Origin of the sequence: Pararhizobium sp. LjRoot235, from assembly GCF_964254145.1 — a bacterium.
Classification (GTDB): domain Bacteria; phylum Pseudomonadota; class Alphaproteobacteria; order Rhizobiales; family Rhizobiaceae; genus Pararhizobium.
Window position 1 is genome coordinate 3,119,348 of the sequence record NZ_CAXUSP020000001.1, and the last position, 17,286, is coordinate 3,136,633.

At 61.1% G+C, this 17,286-nt stretch carries 17 protein-coding genes; 15 read left to right on the forward strand and 2 right to left on the reverse strand.

Annotation, left to right across the window (positions count from 1 at the left end; all coding sequences use genetic code 11):
* Window positions 1-40: 40 nt before the first annotated feature.
* Window positions 41-1,084, reverse strand: a complete 1,044-nt coding sequence (locus ACSQ2Z_RS15245) for a class I SAM-dependent methyltransferase (RefSeq protein WP_436081959.1) — start codon at window positions 1,082-1,084, stop codon at window positions 41-43.
* A gap of 308 nt (window positions 1,085-1,392) precedes the next feature.
* Between ACSQ2Z_RS15245 and ACSQ2Z_RS15250 the strand changes: the two genes are divergently transcribed.
* From ACSQ2Z_RS15250 to ACSQ2Z_RS15320, 15 genes are all read left to right on the forward strand, one after another.
* Entirely contained in the window at window positions 1,393-3,396 is a 2,004-nt protein-coding gene (locus ACSQ2Z_RS15250) for a putative bifunctional diguanylate cyclase/phosphodiesterase (protein WP_436081960.1), read from the forward strand.
* A 550-nt stretch (window positions 3,397-3,946) separates the two neighbouring features.
* Window positions 3,947-4,168: a GrpB family protein gene (locus tag ACSQ2Z_RS15255; protein ID WP_436083087.1), complete on the forward strand. Its 222-nt coding sequence runs from the start codon at window positions 3,947-3,949 to the stop codon at window positions 4,166-4,168.
* A 226-nt stretch (window positions 4,169-4,394) separates the two neighbouring features.
* Complete coding sequence (gene rpsF / locus ACSQ2Z_RS15260; RefSeq protein WP_026204037.1) at window positions 4,395-4,841, forward strand: 30S ribosomal protein S6; 447 nt, start codon at window positions 4,395-4,397, stop codon at window positions 4,839-4,841.
* A 12-nt stretch (window positions 4,842-4,853) separates the two neighbouring features.
* Window positions 4,854-5,102 carry a 30S ribosomal protein S18 gene (gene rpsR, locus ACSQ2Z_RS15265; protein WP_158473674.1) on the forward strand — a complete coding sequence of 83 codons (249 nt, stop codon included), beginning with the start codon at window positions 4,854-4,856 and terminating at the stop codon, window positions 5,100-5,102.
* A 254-nt stretch (window positions 5,103-5,356) separates the two neighbouring features.
* Window positions 5,357-6,334 (forward strand): DUF2232 domain-containing protein, encoded by a 978-nt coding sequence (locus ACSQ2Z_RS15270; protein WP_436081961.1) that lies wholly within the window; start codon window positions 5,357-5,359, stop codon window positions 6,332-6,334.
* Between the two features lie 24 nt (window positions 6,335-6,358).
* Window positions 6,359-6,934 (forward strand): 50S ribosomal protein L9, encoded by a 576-nt coding sequence (rplI, locus tag ACSQ2Z_RS15275; RefSeq protein ID WP_436081962.1) that lies wholly within the window; start codon window positions 6,359-6,361, stop codon window positions 6,932-6,934.
* A gap of 418 nt (window positions 6,935-7,352) precedes the next feature.
* On the forward strand, window positions 7,353-8,852 hold the full coding sequence (locus ACSQ2Z_RS15280) for a replicative DNA helicase (RefSeq protein WP_436081963.1): 1,500 nt from the start codon (window positions 7,353-7,355) through the stop codon (window positions 8,850-8,852).
* 140 nt (window positions 8,853-8,992) lie between these two features.
* Window positions 8,993-9,637 carry a TerC family protein gene (locus tag ACSQ2Z_RS15285; protein WP_436081964.1) on the forward strand — a complete coding sequence of 215 codons (645 nt, stop codon included), beginning with the start codon at window positions 8,993-8,995 and terminating at the stop codon, window positions 9,635-9,637.
* A gap of 130 nt (window positions 9,638-9,767) precedes the next feature.
* Window positions 9,768-10,931 (forward strand): alanine racemase, encoded by a 1,164-nt coding sequence (gene alr / locus ACSQ2Z_RS15290; protein WP_436081965.1) that lies wholly within the window; start codon window positions 9,768-9,770, stop codon window positions 10,929-10,931.
* A gap of 66 nt (window positions 10,932-10,997) precedes the next feature.
* Window positions 10,998-11,246, forward strand: coding sequence for a type II toxin-antitoxin system ParD family antitoxin (locus ACSQ2Z_RS15295; protein ID WP_436081966.1), 249 nt, complete (start codon window positions 10,998-11,000; stop codon window positions 11,244-11,246).
* Window positions 11,246-11,557 (forward strand): type II toxin-antitoxin system RelE/ParE family toxin, encoded by a 312-nt coding sequence (locus ACSQ2Z_RS15300; protein WP_436081967.1) that lies wholly within the window; start codon window positions 11,246-11,248, stop codon window positions 11,555-11,557. Before ACSQ2Z_RS15295 ends, ACSQ2Z_RS15300 begins: the two co-directional genes overlap by 1 nt.
* Complete coding sequence (gene radA / locus ACSQ2Z_RS15305; protein ID WP_436081968.1) at window positions 11,557-12,960, forward strand: DNA repair protein RadA; 1,404 nt, start codon at window positions 11,557-11,559, stop codon at window positions 12,958-12,960. Before ACSQ2Z_RS15300 ends, radA begins: the two co-directional genes overlap by 1 nt.
* Window positions 12,961-13,199: 239 nt before the next feature.
* Entirely contained in the window at window positions 13,200-13,814 is a 615-nt protein-coding gene (locus ACSQ2Z_RS15310; RefSeq protein ID WP_436081969.1) for a CvpA family protein, read from the forward strand.
* A gap of 156 nt (window positions 13,815-13,970) precedes the next feature.
* The gene (purF, locus tag ACSQ2Z_RS15315) at window positions 13,971-15,461 is read left to right on the forward strand and encodes an amidophosphoribosyltransferase (RefSeq protein WP_436081970.1); all 1,491 of its coding nucleotides are present in this window, start codon (window positions 13,971-13,973) and stop codon (window positions 15,459-15,461) included.
* A gap of 128 nt (window positions 15,462-15,589) precedes the next feature.
* A complete protein-coding gene (locus tag ACSQ2Z_RS15320; RefSeq protein WP_436081971.1) occupies window positions 15,590-16,330 on the forward strand; it encodes an SDR family NAD(P)-dependent oxidoreductase in 741 nt (246 codons plus the stop codon).
* 70 nt (window positions 16,331-16,400) lie between these two features.
* Here ACSQ2Z_RS15320 and pssA read toward each other — a convergent pair whose 3' ends face one another.
* On the reverse strand, window positions 16,401-17,252 hold the full coding sequence (pssA, locus tag ACSQ2Z_RS15325) for a CDP-diacylglycerol--serine O-phosphatidyltransferase (protein ID WP_436081972.1): 852 nt from the start codon (window positions 17,250-17,252) through the stop codon (window positions 16,401-16,403).
* Window positions 17,253-17,286: the final 34 nt, after the last annotated feature.

Consider the following 17,286-nt stretch of genomic DNA (forward strand, 5'->3'; position numbering starts at 1 on the left):
AGTGGCCCGCTGCGTGCAGCAGGCCACTGACCGCAATCGTTCACGAACGCTTCCTGATCGTGCCGTAGACGATGTTCCGGTTCTCGCCGTACCAGACGCTTGCGTCAACGCTGTTGCGCTCGACGCTCGAATTGATGACGTTCCACATGTCCGCCTCCGAGCGCAAGAGCAGCGCCCAGTTCATGTAGGACTCCATATAACCGTCGTCGGCCATGTCCTGCGCGAAATTGGCGAAGAGGAAGACGCCGCCGGGCTTCAGCATGTCCATGCAGGTCTGCGTCAGCTTGACCGCAACCTTGTCGGCAAGATAGTCATAGAGACCGGCGGCATAGATGAAATCGAACTTGCCAAGCTGATGTTTTTTGCTGAGCAGTCCACGGACCGAGCCATCGATCGCCTCGATGCAGGTGCCCTGGAAATCCCGCGTGATCGACCCGATGCTGAGTGGATCCTGATCGAGCGCGACCCACCGCTTGATCTGCCCGTCCTTCAGCGCGACCGAGCTGTCGGCTTCGCGCAGATGGCCGGCGGCGACCGTGAGTATCTCGGTTTCGGGGCCTTTTTCCGCGGCGATCTCGTCAACGTAGCGGGTCAGGATGTCCCGCCGCTCCCTGACCGCGACCGGGCCCGGGGCGTTCCTGGTATATTCATAAATCCCGAGTCCAAGCGGCGTGGACTTTGCGACTTCGTGCGCAACGGCGGGGTGGCCATAGATGAAGTCGATCAGGCTCGCATCGCCGGAATAGCCGCGCGGCTTCTCGAAAGACCAGCGCGTGAACGGATCCTGCTGAAAGAACTTCGCCGACGGATGGCTCTGCACGATCGGGATCAGCGCCTGCCAGACGCTCGGCTCGAACTTGTTACGCGTCTCATGCAGCGCGCCGATAAGCCGCTTGACGGTCTGTGCCGGGTCCCGGGCTTCTTCGATCTGCCGCAGGGCAATTGCCAGCACGAGCGCAAGTTCAGCTTTCGCTGTTGCCAGTTGCTCGTCGTGTCGATCGGTTTTGGAGGAAGAGAGTTCAGTGATGATGGCTTGGGGGGTGATCAGGCTTTCGCCGTCGAACGCAATATTGGATTGGGACACTCGAACCTCGTCGGTTAATAGATCATTAATATAATGGTGAAAAATGAAGGAAGTGCCAATCCGAGCGGCCCCGTTTTCGTGGGTTATGGTTAACGCACTCGCGTGTCGGTTGTCTCCGCCGCGGGTGGGTCGACGCTCGTCCCCAAGTTCAGAAAAAGTTAAGGCCCCTGTCCTATTGTGCCGAAAACTGCTGCCCTTTCCTGATAGCTTGCCTATCCGGATGGCCGGCGTGGGGCGACTGAGACAGCGTCGACGTTGGAAAGGGACCTCGAGCTCTAGAGAATGCGACGCAACGCAATGGAAAGTGCATGAAGCACACGTTGGCCGACGTAGTTGAAATCGATCTCCATACCGAGCCGCCGAGGCCGGCGTCGGCGGAGCTTCGTGCGCTCTATCGGGAAGAAGGCCAAAGCACGCGCAGGCAGGCCACCAGACAAGGGCTCTGGATCGCCGTCGCCGCCTATCTGCTGTTTTCGATCACCGACATCTTGCTCGTTCCGGACGTCGCGCTCTACACGATCGCCGCACGCTTCGCCGTCGGCATCGTCGCAATCGCCGCGCTCGAAATACAGGTCCGCTTGAATGCCAACGCGAATGCGATCGATGCCACCTGTGCGGCAGCGGTTATCCTGGCCTATGCGGGCTGGCTATGCACGGCCATGATGACATCAGATGTTCAGAGCATATCCTACTACATGGTGTTCGGCGCCATCTTCATGATGAGCGTCAACCTGTTCTTCAGCTTCCACTTTCGCCTTTCCGTCGTTGCATCGATCATCATTCTCCTGATTTTCCTGTCCGCTCTGCTGTCCTTCCCCCCCATGGACCCCACCTACAAGCTCGCATTCGGCACCTTTTGCGTCTCGTGCTTCGTCTTCACGTCCTATGTGAACTGGAAACTCAACAGGGAACGCTACAAGGTCTTCCTCAACGCGCTGGAGGCGAAGGTTCAGCACAACGAGGCATCGGAGCGGGGCAAGGCTCTGCTGAGGCTGTCGAATACCGATCCGTTGACGGGCCTTGCAAATCGCCGGGCGATCGACCAGAGGTTGCGTTACTACTGGGACGACTGGCAAAAATCCGGCAGGAACTTTGCAGCGATCCTGATCGACGTCGATTTCTTCAAGCGATACAACGATTGCTACGGCCATCAGGAGGGCGATCGCTGCCTCATCCTCGTGGCCAATGCACTCGAGGCTTCGATCAGCGCGTATGGCGGCTCGATCGGACGCTATGGCGGCGAAGAGTTCATCGTTCTCGCCCACCTGGACACCGGCGAGATGGTGGCGGACCTTGCAGAAGCCATTCGCCGCACGGTCGAGGACCTGGCGCTCGCGCACGGCCAGCGGCGGGACGGGACGTCGATCGTCACCGTCAGCGTTGGCGCCTCGTTCACCCGCAACCAAACGGGCACGAAGCTCGAGAAGGTTATCCACGAGGCGGATCGCGCCCTTTACGCAGCCAAGGCAAGCGGCCGCAACGGTGTGCGCCTCTTCGATCCGAACGATCCCCAGAGCAGCGACGAGAGCGAGAATGTCGCCGCCTTGCTGAAGATCGCCATCGACCAGAAACTCGTTTCCCTCGTCTATCAGCCGATAAGACATGTCGCCACGGGCCGGATCGATGCCGTCGAAGCGCTGATGCGCCTGAAAATGCTGGACGGCACCGCAGTCACGCCGAGCCTGTTCATTCCCGTTGCGGAACGAACCGGTGCCATCCTGGAGCTCGGGCGCTGGGCCATACGGACGGTGTGCCGGGAACTCCTGATGGACAATCATGTGCCGGTCGTCAGCGTCAACGTCTCGCCAATTCAGCTCAAGGCGCCCGGCTTTGCAGCGTCCGTCGCGGCGATTCTCGGAGAGACCGGCGTTGCCGGCGGCCGGCTGGCGCTGGAGATCACCGAAGGCCTCGAAATGGAGATGCATTCGGACGTTCTTCGCTGCATCAGCGACCTGAAGACGCTGGGCATCCGGATCTGGCTCGATGATTTCGGGACAGGCTTTGCCGGTCTTTCGTGGCTTCGCCTGATCGATTTCGACACGGTGAAGATCGACCGCTCGTTCCTGCACGACGCCGGCACACCGCGCGGTAAGGCCATGCTCCAGGATATCATCGGCCTGGTGCGAAATCGCGGCCATAAGATCCTCGTCGAAGGGGTGGAAACCGATGAGCAACTCAGGCTCATGAAGGAATGCCGCATCGACCAGGTCCAGGGCTTCCACGTCGGCCGCCCCGCCCCCGCGAATAATTTCACGGCACCCCCACCCGCGGATCCGCGCCGGGCGCGGCTGGCAAGTCCCCTGCGGGGATGAGCTAGGCGCTTTGCGCACAAGCCCCTGGGCGATGCGAGGATCCCTTCCTCAAAGGGAGAGGTAGTCCGCTGCAAATATTCCATCTAAAAACGGGGACGTTGAGTTCCCGCGAGGCGGCCCACCCGCTCCCTCCTATCAGTGGAATATAACATAAAATCAACACATTATCCAAAAACTAGGTGTTAGCTTTTGTTGGCGATGGATCTCCACCACACGCCAAAAATCCCCGCCGCCGAAACCGCCTCTACACTAACCCCGTTCCGCCCTCGGATACGCTGCCAGCCGTGGCAGCGAGGCGGGATCGGCGCCGGTTTCAGGGAAAAGACGGAAGTCCCTGGCATCGGGGTTCGCGAGAAGGTTCCCCTCCGCAGGCTGATGCTGCTGCGGGCGTGCAAGGGCACAGAGGGCCGATGAGGCCGTAGCGGAACGAGTTTGCGGGCAAAAACCGCCGAACGGGGCGCTGAGAGGTGTCACCTATTCTAATTCCTACGAGGCAGCTTTCAGCGCCCCGTCCGACTTGCTCTTTGACAACCGCGGCGGCTTTCCGCACGTGGGCGGAAGGCGTTGCAGGCATCACCCGGACGCAGCCGCCGAATATGCCGCTCTGAAGTACAAACTGGCAGCAAAGGCAAATGGCGATTGGAAGTTCTATACCGGGGGCAAATCCGACTACGTCGCGAGCATCGTCCAGCAGGCTTCCACCTCAAAAGGCCACGCAGCCCCCGCGCTAATTTCACCCCGCCCCTTGCTTCCTGGCCGAAAATGCGTATAAGCGCGCTGTTCGCAACATCCGGTCTTCTGGCTGGTGGCTGAACGGAGGGCCGGTTTCCGTTTTTAGAAACCTGTCAGGACCTAAAGGGGTCCAGCCTCCCGTGTCTCCGCTCTCGACCGTCTCGAAACAACACTTTCTTGCCAGCTCATCTGAGCCAAAAGAACAGTCGTTGAGGCTTAGCCGCCGGGGTCCGGGTGACGATTAACGCAAGAAAGGCTTGGCCATCATGGCTCTTTATGAACATGTATTCCTTGCCCGGCAGGATATTTCCGCTCAGCAGGTCGACGCTCTCGTCGAACAGTACAAGGGTGTACTGGAAGCTAACGGCGGAAAAGTCGGGCGCGTCGAAAACTGGGGCCTCAAGTCCCTGACGTACCGCATCAACAAGAACCGCAAGGCTCACTACGTTCTGATGGACATCGATGCTCCGGCACCGGCCGTTCACGAAGTCGAGCGCCAGATGCGCATCAACGAAGACATCCTTCGTTACATGACCATCGCTGTCGAAAAGCATGAAGACGGCCCGTCCGCCATGATGCAGAAGCGCGACCGCGACGACCGTCCGCGCCGCGATGGCGACCGTCCGGAGCGTGGCTTCGGCGACCGTGGCCCGCGTCCGGACCGTGGTGATCGTGAAGACCGTCCGCGCCGTCCGCGCGAAGACCGGGCATAAGGAGAGAAGATCATGGCTGACATTTCATCCGCTCCGGCACGCCGCCCATTCCATCGCCGCCGCAAGACCTGCCCCTTCTCCGGCGCCAACGCTCCGAAGATCGACTACAAGGACGTCCGTCTCTTGCAGCGCTACATTTCCGAGCGCGGCAAGATCGTTCCGTCCCGCATCACGGCAGTCTCCCAGAAGAAGCAGCGCGAACTCGCCCAGGCGATCAAGCGTGCCCGCTTCCTCGGCCTCCTGCCCTACGTCATGTCCTAATGCATGTCCCCCTTGGAACCTGCTCCAAGGAAAGGCATATGCATCTGGATCAGCATGACTCTCCGTCAGTCGCCTGACTCGACGGAAGCTGACTCAAGGTGAGGCGAAACGCCATCCGGCATTGCCTCACTTCTCCCTTTCGCGTTGGGCGCGGATCGGAAACACCGGCGCAACACCAGCGCTAAAACCCATGTTGGGGCTTCGTTCCTTCATCAGGAAACGCCTCTAACTGCTTGATAAGCAGGACAGCGACCGTGAAGACACTGAATGCAACATCGCTGCTGACCGGCGCGCTGGCCGGCGTCACCGCCGCCCTGCTTTTGCTCGGCGCGACGCCGCAGTCATATTTCGCCATCCTGCTCGTCGTCGCGTCCGCGCTGCCCGTTCTCATTGCCGGCCTCGGCTGGGGCAATGCCGCCGCCGCTACCGCCGTTGTTGTTGCTGCTCTCGGCCTTGCCGTGTTTGCCTCCCCCTTGTCTGCCCTGTTTGTCGTGATCATCATGCTCGCGCCCGCCGCCTGGCTCAGCCACCTCGCCAATCTGGCGCGGCCGGCTTCCGAGATCGGCGGCCCGGAAGGCGCGCTTGCCTGGTATCCGCTCTCCGATATCCTCGCCCACCTCGTGGCTCTGGTTACGGTCTCGGCGATCGTCATCGGCGCGGTGCTGGGATATGACGACCGTTTCGCCAGCATCGTGGTCGATCAGGTGCTGATCGCGATGAAGGCGCAGGACCCGCTGTTCAATCCGGATCAGCCGGTGGTCGAGCAGATCAAGTCGCTCTTTCACATTGCGTGGCCGCTCTTGTTCGGCGCCCTCTGGGTGATGATCCTGTTTGCGGCCTATTACATCGCCAGCCGCATCGTCCAGACGTCCGGCAAGGGCCTGCGTCCGCGCGAGGACATGCCGTCAACGCTGCGCATGCACCGCTATGCCATCTTCGCCTTCCTCGGCGGCCTGGTTCTCGCCTTCATGGGCGGCATGCCGGCCATTATCGGCGCGCTCATCTGCGGCACCTTCGGCGCGGGCTTCCTGCTTGCCGGTTTCGCCGTCTTCCATTTCCGCACGCGCGGCAAGTCCTGGCGGCGGCCCGTCCTGTGGATCGGCTACATGTCGGTTCTGGTCTTCCAGGTACCGGCATTCTTCTTTCTCCTGTCGGGCCTGATGGACACGCGGCGCGCCATCGCGCTGTCGCCGGCAGGGAAAACAACTGAGACTGAAACAAAAGACCTCTGAACAGACAAACGAAAGGATATCACCATGCAAGTCATTCTTCTCGAACGCGTTGCCAAGCTCGGCCAGATGGGCGAAACCGTCAAGGTTCGCGACGGCTTTGCCCGTAACTACCTCTTGCCGCTCGGCAAGGCGCTGCGCGCCAACGAAGCCAACAAGAAGCGTTTCGAATCCGAGCGCGCGACGCTCGAAGCCCGCAACCTCGAGCGCAAGTCCGAAGCCCAGACCGTTGCCGAACAGCTGGATGGCAAGTCCTTCGTCGTCGTTCGCTCGGCTGGCGAAACCGGTCAGCTCTACGGTTCGGTCGCTGCCCGCGACATCGTTGACGTTCTGGCTGCCGAAGGCTTCAACATCGGCCGCAACCAGGTCGACCTCAACAACCCGATCAAGACCATCGGCCTGCACGACGTCGTCCTGCAGCTGCATGCCGAAGTCGAAATCAAGGTTCAGATGAACGTTGCCCGCTCGGCTGAAGAAGCAGAACGCCAGCTCAAGGGCGAAAGCCTCACCTCCGCCGACGCCATCTACGGCGTTGACGAAGACGCCCTGAAGCCGGAAGACTTCTTCAACCCGGAAGCAGAATTCGAAGCCGAAGAAGAATAAGCCTGAAGAGCGGCGGCGCTAGAGCCGGCGCTCCTCTTCGACAAGCAGAAAGGCCCGCGATTATGATGTCGCGGGCCTTTTTTCGTTCTCGCGCGCCGTTTGCTTCTCCCGGCGCGTTGCAGTCAAAACCTGTTTTCCCATGCCATCCCGCAGCAAAAACTCCTGCAAGTAAATGCAAGAGGCGGTAGAATCCTGCGTAGACGTCGACGGCAGTGATTCGGCGAAAACCGGTCAATGACCAATGCCCGTATCGACGGAATTTTCGCGTTCAACTGTGAAACCCTGTGAACAACGGTGACGGCTTGCCGCCGGATCAAATGCGTCAGCGGCTGTTGCAACCATACACTAGACCCCTGGCCGCAATGCCCGCACATCGGTACCCGCAACATGAGACCACGCGAGACAGAGACGGAACGCCATGAACGAAGCAGCGCGCAGACTTGTCCCCATTGCCAAGGACCAGGCCGAAGCACAGTATCGCGAAGCGCCGAACAATCTCGAGGCCGAGCAGGCGCTCCTGGGCGCCATTCTCGTCAATAACGACGCGTTCTATCGCGTCTCGGACTTCCTGAAGCCGGTTCACCTTAACGAGCCACTGCATCGCAAGATCTTCGAGGTCGCCGGCGACATCATCCGCATGGGAAAAACCGCCAACCCGGTCACCATCAAGACCTTCCTGAAGGCCGACGAGAAGGTCGGCGACATGACGGTGGCGCAATATCTCGCCCGTCTCGCCTCGGAAGCCGTCTCGATCATCAACGCGGAAGATTACGGCCGGGCGATCTACGATCTGGCACTGCGCCGCTCGCTGATCACCATCGGCGAGGACATGGTCAACATCGCCTATGACGCGCCGCTCGACATGCCGCCGCAGAGCCAGATCGAGGATGCCGAACGCCGCCTGTTCGAACTCGCAGAAACCGGGCGCTACGATGGCGGCTTCCAGTCGTTCAACGACGCGGTGGCATTGGCGATCGACATGGCGGGACAGGCCTTCGAGCGCGATGGTTCACTGTCGGGCATCTCGACCGGCATTCACTCGCTCGACGCCCGCATGGGCGGTCTGCAGCGCTCCGACTTGATCGTGCTTGCCGGACGTCCGGGCATGGGCAAGACCTCGCTTGCCACCAACATCGCCTACAACATCGCCGCGGCTTACGAAAGCGAAGTCCAGGCCGACGGTTCGATGAAGGCGAAGAACGGCGGCGTCGTCGGCTTCTATTCGCTCGAAATGTCGTCGGAGCAGCTGGCAACGCGCATCATTTCCGAGCAGACGGAAGTCTCCTCCTCGAAGATCCGTCGCGGTGACATTTCCGAGCATGATTTCGAGAAGCTCGTCGCCTGCTCGCAGCACATGCAGAAGGTGCCGCTCTATATCGACCAGACCGGTGGCATCTCAATTGCCCAGCTTTCCGCCCGCGCCCGCCGGCTGAAGCGCCAGCGCGGTCTCGATTGCCTTGTGGTGGACTATATCCAGCTGATGACCGGTTCGGGCAAATCCAGCGACAACCGCGTGCAGGAAATCACCCAGATCACCACGGGTCTGAAGGCGCTCGGCAAGGAGCTGAACGTGCCGATCATCGCGCTCTCGCAGCTCTCCCGTCAGGTGGAAAACCGCGAAGACAAGCGCCCGCAGCTTTCAGACCTGCGTGAATCGGGCTCGATCGAGCAGGACGCCGACGTCGTGCTCTTCGTGTTCCGCGAGGAATATTACGTCAAGAACATGGAGCCGCGCGACGAGTTCGACCCGAAATATGAAGAATGGAAGATGCAGTTCGAGAAGGTGAAGGGCACCGCCGACGTGATCATCGCGAAGCAGCGTCACGGACCGACCGGCACCGTCAAGCTCGCCTTCCAGGCGGAATTCACCCGTTTCACGGACCTGGCCGATCCGTCCTTCACCCAATACGAGCATTGACTGGAAAAGACCGCTCTGGGGCAAACGGGGTTCGGCACGTTGCAAATTGCCGGGCTTCCGGATAAGCGAAAACAAAATAGCTGTATAGTCGTGGCTGCAACCGCCGCGGCCCAACATCTCTAATCTGGGGAAATCTGTCCATGGATGCCTTAATCGCGCTGCTGCAGGTGCTTGCGATCGACCTCGTGCTCGCAGGCGACAACGCCATCGTCATCGGGCTCGCCGCAGCCGGCCTTCCAAAGGAACAGCGTACTCAGGCGATCCTGATCGGGATCGGGGCTGCGACTGTGCTGCGTATCGCCTTTGCGCTGCTTACGACGCAATTGCTCGACATTCTCGGCCTGCTGCTCGTCGGTGGTATCCTCCTCCTGTGGGTCTGCTGGAAGATGTGGCGTGAACTCAGAACCACCGCGAAGGAAGAAGCTGTAGGTGTGGAAACACTGACGGGCGAGCTCATCGATCAAAACGGCGTTGTCGGCGATCGCGCGCCGCGCAAAACGCTGAAACAGGCAGCCCTGCAGATCGTCGTTGCCGACGTCTCGATGTCGCTCGACAATGTGCTCGCCGTTGCCGGTGCCGCGCGCGAACACCCTAACATCCTTATCATTGGCCTTGCCGTTTCCGTCGCGCTGATGGGCATTGCCGCGTCGTTCATCGCCAAGCTGCTGCACCGCTATCACTGGGTCTCCTATGTGGGTTTCGCCATCATCCTCTTCGTTGCGCTCAAAATGATCTACGAGGGCATCCTTGAAGTAGAACCGGTTCTTGCGTCCTCGTTCATGTAACTGGCGAGCGGCAATCGGCGGCAACGGCTGCCGGTTGTCGCTGTGAAAATATTCCGGGAAGCGTTTGCACTTGCTTCTTGCGCGAGCGCTGCAATTGCAGTCCAGGCCGGTTGGCTGTATCCCTTTTTCCATGGCCCAATCGCACGATCCTTCCTCCGCCCTTCCCGCATTCGATGCTGCCTCCAACCGTCTGATCATCGATCTCGGCGCGCTCGCCGGCAATTGGCGCAAGATGGACAAACTGTCCGGCAAGGCACGGGCGGCCGCGGTGCTGAAAGCCAATGCCTATGGCATCGGCATCGAACCGGCAGCCGAAACCCTGTACGCGGCCGGGGCCCGGGATTTCTTCGTCGCCAATGCCGAGGAAGGGGCTGTACTGCGCCCGCTGGTGCCGGACGGGCGGATCTACATCCTCGCTGGCATGTGGCCCGGCAACGAGCAGCTTTTCTTCGACAACGGCCTGGTGCCGATCATCAATTCCGAAGAACAGCTTGCCTTCTTCATGTCGGTACTGTCGGAGCGCGGTGATCACCCTTGCGTGCTGCACGTGGATACCGGCATGAACCGTCTGGGACTGAACGTTTCCGAGGCTCTGGCGCTGGCAAACGACCCTGCCTGCCCGGCAAGCTTTTCGCCCATCCTGGTGATGAGCCACCTCGCCTGCGCTGACGATCCCGCCCATCCGCTGAACCGCCGGCAACTCGAATCATTCCGGGCGGTTACTGCTGCCTTCGAGGGTATCGAATCAAGCCTCGCCAATTCGGCCGGCGTGCATCTTGGACCGGACTTCCATTTCGATCTCACCCGTCCCGGCATCGCCGTCTACGGCGGCGAGGCCGTCAACGGCGTACCGAACGCGATGAAGCCGGTGGTGACGGCTGAGGCGCGCATCATCCAGATCCGAAGCGTCAGAACAGGCGAAACCGCAAGCTATGGCGCTTCGGCGCAATTTTCCCGTGACAGCCGCGTGGCAATCGTCGCCATAGGCTATGCGGACGGCTACCACCGGTCGGTATCGGGCGGCGGGGTCACCTTGCGCCAAGCCAGGCCATTGGGCGCATTCGGGTTTCTCAACGGTCACAAGGTGCCGCATCTCGGTCGCGTGACCATGGATTTGAGCCTGTTCGACATCACCGACCTGCCGGAAAATGCGGTCCGGCCAGGGGACTACGTAGAGTTGTTCGGCAAGAATATCGCGATCGACGATGTGGCGCGGGCGGGCGGGACGATAGGCTACGAGATGCTGACGAGCCTTGGGGGCCGATACGAGCGGCGTTATGTCCAGACCGAATAGCTTTTCGGGAAGGTAGCCTTGGAATCGAGAAAATGATGATATAGATTAGAACAAAAGGAGATCATCATGACGGATATCCAATTGAGTGACGAAGATCGGGCGTTTATTGAAGAGCGCGTTCTGCGCGGGCATTACAAGAATATGAACGACGTGGTTCATGCCGGACTTCGGTCACTTCAGCGCGACGAAGCGGCTCTCAAGCAACTCATTCAAGAGGGCGAGGATGACATCGCGGCGGGGAGCTTCTACGAATTTGGCGAAGACGACAATTTGACTGAGTTTATCATTGCACGTTCGAAGGCACGACACGCCTGATGCGGCGAAGGCGCTTTCGCCTGTCAGAGCGGGCTGCTGATGATCTGACCGAGATTTATGACTACATCGCGAACGCAAATCCGGATGCCGCGCAGCGCGTCATCGACGGCATTGACGCGAAGATCCGATCCATCGCCACTCTAGGCCTGACCGGTTCTCCCAGAAACGATACGAAATCGGATTTGCGGGCGACCGTTTTCCGAAATTATCTGATCTACTTCCGCGCCACGCCCTCCCATATCTACATCATCCGCATCCTCCACGGCCGCCAGGACATTTCCTCCGAAGACTTCCCCGAAAGCGAAATTTGATGGCGAAAGCCCGGACACAATTCATCTGCCAGAACTGCGGCACCGTTCATCCCCGCTGGGTCGGAAAGTGCGAAGGCTGCGGCCAGTGGAACACCATTGTCGAGGAAGACCCGATGGGCGGTATCGGCGGCGGGCCCGGCAAGACGCCGAAGAAGGGCCGGCCGGTTGCGCTGACCACCCTGTCTGGCGAGATCGAGGACGCGCCGCGCATTCACAGCGGCATTTCCGAACTTGACCGGGCGACCGGCGGCGGATTCGTGCGCGGCTCGGCCGTGCTCATCGGCGGCGATCCCGGCATCGGCAAATCAACCGTCCTGATGCAGGCGGCGGCGGCGTTGTCGCGACGCAAACACCGGGTCATCTATGTCTCGGGCGAGGAGGCCGTGGCGCAGGTTCGCCTGCGGGCTCAAAGGCTGGGAGCGGCGGATACCGACGTGCTGCTCGCGGCCGAAACCAATGTCGAGGATATTCTGGCGACGCTGAGCGACGGCAAGCGGCCCGATCTGGTCATCATCGATTCGATCCAGACGTTGTGGAGCGATATCGTCGATTCGGCCCCGGGCACGGTGACGCAGGTGCGCACTGGCGTGCAGGCGATGATCCGGTTTGCCAAGCAGACTGGCGCAACGGTCGTGCTCGTCGGCCACGTCACCAAGGAAGGCCAGATTGCAGGGCCCCGCGTCGTCGAGCATATGGTCGATGCCGTGCTTTATTTCGAAGGCGACCGCGGCCATCACTACCGTATCCTGCGCACCGTCAAGAACCGGTTTGGCCCAACCGACGAGATCGGCGTGTTCGAGATGTCGGACAAGGGCTTGCGCGAAGTCGGCAACCCGTCGGAGCTCTTCCTCGGCGAGCGCAATGCGAAATCTCCAGGCGCCGCTGTCTTTGCCGGCATGGAGGGAACGCGGCCGGTGCTGGTCGAGGTCCAGGCGCTGGTGGCGCCGACATCGCTTGGCACGCCGCGCCGCGCCGTCGTCGGCTGGGATGGAGCCCGACTGTCGATGATCCTTGCGGTCCTGGAAGCGCATTGCGGTGTGCGGCTCGGCCAGCACGATGTTTATCTCAATGTCGCCGGTGGATACCGGATTTCCGAGCCTGCGGCCGATCTTGCCGTCGCATCCGCGCTGGTTTCGTCGCTTGCCGGTCTTGCCCTTCCCGCCGATTGCGTCTATTTCGGCGAAGTCAGTCTGTCCGGCGCCATCCGGCCGGTCGCCCATACCCCGCAGCGCCTTAAAGAAGCCGAAAAGCTCGGCTTTTCACAAGCCGTCCTGCCGTCCGCCTCCGCCGACCTGCCGAAGGGCAACGGCATGAGCTGGAGCGAGATGGAAAGCCTGCCGGATCTGGTGGCGCGCATCGCCGGCTCGAAGGGAGCCTTGAAGCAGGCAGACAACGATGATTGAGGAACCCGCCGCTGAAAATTCGGCGAATTCCGGTGAAAACAGTGTTCAACGATGAACCATCGAAAGACGCTTGCGGCGTCATGATATATGGTTCGCGGAAAATCAGCGTGGAGTCGCGCCGCATAGTTTTTAAATCGCCGTTCGATTTAAAAACTATGCAGCAGATACAAAGGGGTGCTGCGTCCTTTGCGCGTCCGACTGGACGCGCGGCGCAGCAGGCGGTTTCGGAGTAGGACAACATGCCCATTACAATTCTCGACGGTATCGTTCTCGGCGTCGCGCTTTTCTCGGCCATCCTGGCGATGGTGCGCGGCTTTTCCCGGGAAGTGCTGTCAGTCGCAAGCTGGGTCGGCGCCGCCGCTGCCGCCTACTTCCTCTACCCCTTTCTCCTGCCCTATGCGAAGAACTACACCAGCAGCGACACCGTCGCGATGATAGGCTCGGCCGGCGTGGTCTTTCTCGTCGCCCTGATCGTCATTTCGTTCATCACCATGCGGATCGCCGATTTCATCATCGATAGCCGTATCGGCGCGCTTGACCGGACGCTCGGCTTCCTCTTTGGCGCTGCTCGCGGTATTCTGCTGGTCGTCGTCGCCATGCTGTTCTTCAACTGGCTGGTCGCGCCACAGCAGCAGCCGGAGTGGGTAACAACCGCGAAATCGAAGCCGCTGCTCGACAATCTCGGCGGCAAGCTGATCGCGCTCCTGCCGGAAAATGCCGATGCGACGATCCTCGACCGCCTGCGCGGCAAGGATACGACCGGCGAAGGCGAGAACGAAGGCACTGGCGGCACGACCACCCAGCCGCCGGCCGAGGAAACGCCCGCGACCAACGGTGCGGCGACCAACGGCTAAGGCCGAATGATTGAAAAATATGGGCCTGCTCCGGCGGGCTCTGCCTATTCTGCAATGATGATATGTAATTCCCTCAGGTCGTCGTGGCTTGAAGGGCCGATGACCCGATACAATATGCGCAACGCGTTCCTGCCCTTAGGATAAAGGCCAACAGCGATGACCCATTTGCGATCCGAAGAGATCAACGACGAATTCGATGGCGACACGCTGCACGAGGAATGCGGCGTCTTCGGTATCCTGGGACATCAGGACGCCGCGACGCTGACGGCGCTCGGCCTGCACGCGCTTCAGCATCGTGGACAGGAAGCGGCCGGCATCGTCACCTTCGACGGCAGACAATTCCGCACCGAAAAGCGCATGGGGCTGGTCGGCGACCACTACACCGATCCGGCGATCCTGGCGAAGCTGCCCGGCTCGATCGCCATCGGCCATACCCGCTACTCGACCACCGGGGAAGTCGCCCTGCGCAACGTTCAGCCGCTGTTTGCAGAACTCGAAGTCGGCGGCATCGCCATTGCTCACAACGGCAACTTCACCAACGGCCTGACGCTCCGCCGCCAGATCATCGCCACCGGCGCCATCTGTCAGTCGACTTCGGACACAGAGGTCGTGCTTCACCTGATTGCCCGCTCGCGCCACTCATCGACGGTGGACCGCTTCATCGACGCCATCCGGCAGATGGAGGGCGGCTACTCGATGCTCGCCATGACGCGCACCAAGCTCATTGCCGCGCGCGACCCCACCGGCATCCGACCGCTGGTCATGGGCGAGCTCGACGGCAAGCCGATCTTCTGCTCGGAAACCTGCGCGCTCGACATCATCGGCGCAAAATACGTCCGCGACGTCGAAAACGGCGAAGTCATCATCTGCGAGACACAGCCTGACGGGTCAATTTCCATCGATGCCCGCAAACCGGCCAATCCGCAGCCGGAGCGCCTCTGCCTGTTCGAATATGTCTATTTCGCACGGCCCGATTCGGTCGTAGGCGGCCGCAGCGTCTACGTGGCGCGCAAGAATATGGGCATCAATCTCGCCAAGGAATCCCCTGTCGAGGGTGATGTTGTGGTTCCGGTGCCGGACGGCGGTACTCCGGCGGCGCTCGGCTATGCGCAGCAGAGCGGCATTCCTTTCGAATACGGCATCATCCGCAACCATTATGTCGGCCGCACCTTCATCGAGCCCACGCAGCAGATCCGCGCCTTCGGCGTGAAGCTGAAGCATTCGGCCAACCGTGCCATGATCGAAGGCAAGCGGGTCGTGCTGGTGGACGATTCGATTGTGCGCGGCACCACCTCGCTGAAGATCGTGCAAATGATCCGCGATGCGGGCGCAACCGAAGTCCATGTCCGCGTTGCAAGCCCTATGATCTTCTATCCCGATTTCTACGGCATCGACACGCCGAACGCCGACAAGCTGCTCGCCAACCAATATGCCGACGTCAAGGCAATGGCGAAGTACATCGGCGCCGACTCGCTGGAGTTCCTGACCATCGATGGGCTCTACCGTGCCGTCGGCGGCGAGAACCGCAACCCGGCCCGCCCGCAGTTCACCGATCACTATTTCACCGGCGACTATCCGACCCGACTTCTCGACAAGAACGGTGAAACCGCCGGCCTCAAGCTGTCGGTGCTTGCCACCGGCGGCTGACGCTCCTCCAATCCAACAGGATTCGAGGACCGTCCCTCGCCCACCGAACGTGCCGAGCCAAGCCTTGCGTTCGGACCTGGACGTGTGGCACAGCAGGCCCGCATCAATGAATTCGGAGTGATCCAGACATGATCGATCTTACGGGCCGCATAGCACTGGTCACCGGCGCCTCGCGCGGCATCGGCTATTTCACAGCGCTTGAACTGGCAAAGGCCGGCGCCCAGGTGATCGCCTGCGCCCGCACCATCGGCGGGCTGGAAGAACTGGACGATGCGATCAAGGCGGCCGGCGGCCTGCCGGCAACACTGGTTCCCTTCGATCTTGCCGACATGGCGGCGATCGACAAGCTCGGCGGTGCGATCCACGAGCGCTGGGGCAAACTCGACATCCTCGTTGCCAATGCCGGCGTGCTCGGCGTCATCTCGCCGATCGGCCATGTCGAGGCCAAGGTTTTCGAGAAGGTGATGACCATCAATGTCACCGCCACCTGGCGCCTGATCCGCTCCGTCGATCCGCTGCTGCAGCAGTCGGATGCCGGCCGCGCGCTCATCCTGTCCTCCAGCGCCGCACACAAGTGCAAACCGTTCTGGGGTCCCTACTCCGCCTCGAAGGCCGCCGTCGAGGCCCTGGCGCGCACCTGGGCCGGCGAGACGCAGCGCCTGCCGCTGCGCGTCCTCAGCGTCGATCCGGGCCCCACCCGCACGGCCATGCGGGCACAGGCCATTCCCGGCGAAGACCCGTCGACCGTACCGCATCCTTCGGAAGTCGCCACCAAACTTCTGCCGTTGGTCGGACCCGACCAGACGGAGACCGGCAAGCTCTTCATCCTGCGCGAAAACCGGATCGTTGATTACCGGATGCCGGATTGATCTTCGAATACAGAAACTAAAAAAACCGCTGCGGTTTCTCGCGGCGGTTTTTTGTTGGGCGGTAGAGACCCTACTTCTTGTCTTCAGGCAGGCCATCTTCGACCAGCACCGGATGATCCGGATGCAGTGGCCAGTCGCCGTATTTCTTCTGCCACTTGCGCGCGCCGAACGGCAGGCTGATGAGATAGCCGACTGCCGTGATCGCCATAGTCTCCCAGGTAAAGCTCATCAGGGTCGCGACATAGAGCACGACGAAGAGGATGATCGGCAGGACGAGATCGCGGCGCACGCGGTTTCCGGACTTGCCGGACCAGACCGGCAGGCGGCTCACCAGCAGAAAGGCGATCAGCACCGTGTAGCCGGATGAGACGAAAGCAACGACGCGATCCGGCGCAAGGCCAAGAAGGCCGAGATACATCGGCAGCAGCACCAGCATGGCGCCGGCTGGCGCCGGTACGCCGACGAAATATTCCGACTGCCAGGAGGCCTTCACCTCGCGCTCGGCCATGACGTTGAAGCGGGCAAGACGCAGGCCGGCGGCAATGACGTAGATCAATGCCGCGATCCAGCCGAGCGAGCGCGCCTGGTCGAGAACAAAGGCGTAGAGAACGAGCGCGGGCGCAACACCGAAATTGACGATGTCGGCAAGCGAATCCATCTGTGCGCCGAACTTCGAGGTCGCCTTCATCAGCCGCGCCACCCGCCCGTCGATGCCATCGAGAAAGGCTGCGACCAGCACCATGGCGACGGCAAGCTCGAAGCGGTTTTCGAACGCCAGCCGGATGCCGGAGAGGCCAGCGCAGATGGCAAGCACGGTGATCACGTTGGGCACGATCAGCCTGAGCGGTATTTGCCGGAGGCGCGGCCCGCGTGCCTCGTCGTTCGGGCCGTTCGGTTCAAAGGACGGAAAGGGCGTTTCCATGACGTGCTCCTGTTCCTGTTTCTGAGCGCCGGCC

What these genes read in the sequence shown, in the direction of transcription:
- pssA (WP_436081972.1), bottom strand. Translation starts at nt 17,252, where the DNA reads ATGGAAACGCCCTTTCCGTCCTTTGAACCGAACGGCCCGAACGACGAG.
- ACSQ2Z_RS15250 (WP_436081960.1), top strand. Translation starts at nt 1,393, where the DNA reads ATGAAGCACACGTTGGCCGACGTAGTTGAAATCGATCTCCATACCGAG.
- ACSQ2Z_RS15285 (WP_436081964.1), top strand. Translation starts at nt 8,993, where the DNA reads ATGGATGCCTTAATCGCGCTGCTGCAGGTGCTTGCGATCGACCTCGTG.
- ACSQ2Z_RS15300 (WP_436081967.1), top strand. Translation starts at nt 11,246, where the DNA reads ATGCGGCGAAGGCGCTTTCGCCTGTCAGAGCGGGCTGCTGATGATCTG.
- alr (WP_436081965.1), top strand. Translation starts at nt 9,768, where the DNA reads ATGGCCCAATCGCACGATCCTTCCTCCGCCCTTCCCGCATTCGATGCT.
- ACSQ2Z_RS15280 (WP_436081963.1), top strand. Translation starts at nt 7,353, where the DNA reads ATGAACGAAGCAGCGCGCAGACTTGTCCCCATTGCCAAGGACCAGGCC.
- rpsR (WP_158473674.1), top strand. Translation starts at nt 4,854, where the DNA reads ATGGCTGACATTTCATCCGCTCCGGCACGCCGCCCATTCCATCGCCGC.
- rpsF (WP_026204037.1), top strand. Translation starts at nt 4,395, where the DNA reads ATGGCTCTTTATGAACATGTATTCCTTGCCCGGCAGGATATTTCCGCT.
- radA (WP_436081968.1), top strand. Translation starts at nt 11,557, where the DNA reads ATGGCGAAAGCCCGGACACAATTCATCTGCCAGAACTGCGGCACCGTT.
- ACSQ2Z_RS15320 (WP_436081971.1), top strand. Translation starts at nt 15,590, where the DNA reads ATGATCGATCTTACGGGCCGCATAGCACTGGTCACCGGCGCCTCGCGC.
- rplI (WP_436081962.1), top strand. Translation starts at nt 6,359, where the DNA reads ATGCAAGTCATTCTTCTCGAACGCGTTGCCAAGCTCGGCCAGATGGGC.
- ACSQ2Z_RS15310 (WP_436081969.1), top strand. Translation starts at nt 13,200, where the DNA reads ATGCCCATTACAATTCTCGACGGTATCGTTCTCGGCGTCGCGCTTTTC.
- ACSQ2Z_RS15295 (WP_436081966.1), top strand. Translation starts at nt 10,998, where the DNA reads ATGACGGATATCCAATTGAGTGACGAAGATCGGGCGTTTATTGAAGAG.
- purF (WP_436081970.1), top strand. Translation starts at nt 13,971, where the DNA reads ATGACCCATTTGCGATCCGAAGAGATCAACGACGAATTCGATGGCGAC.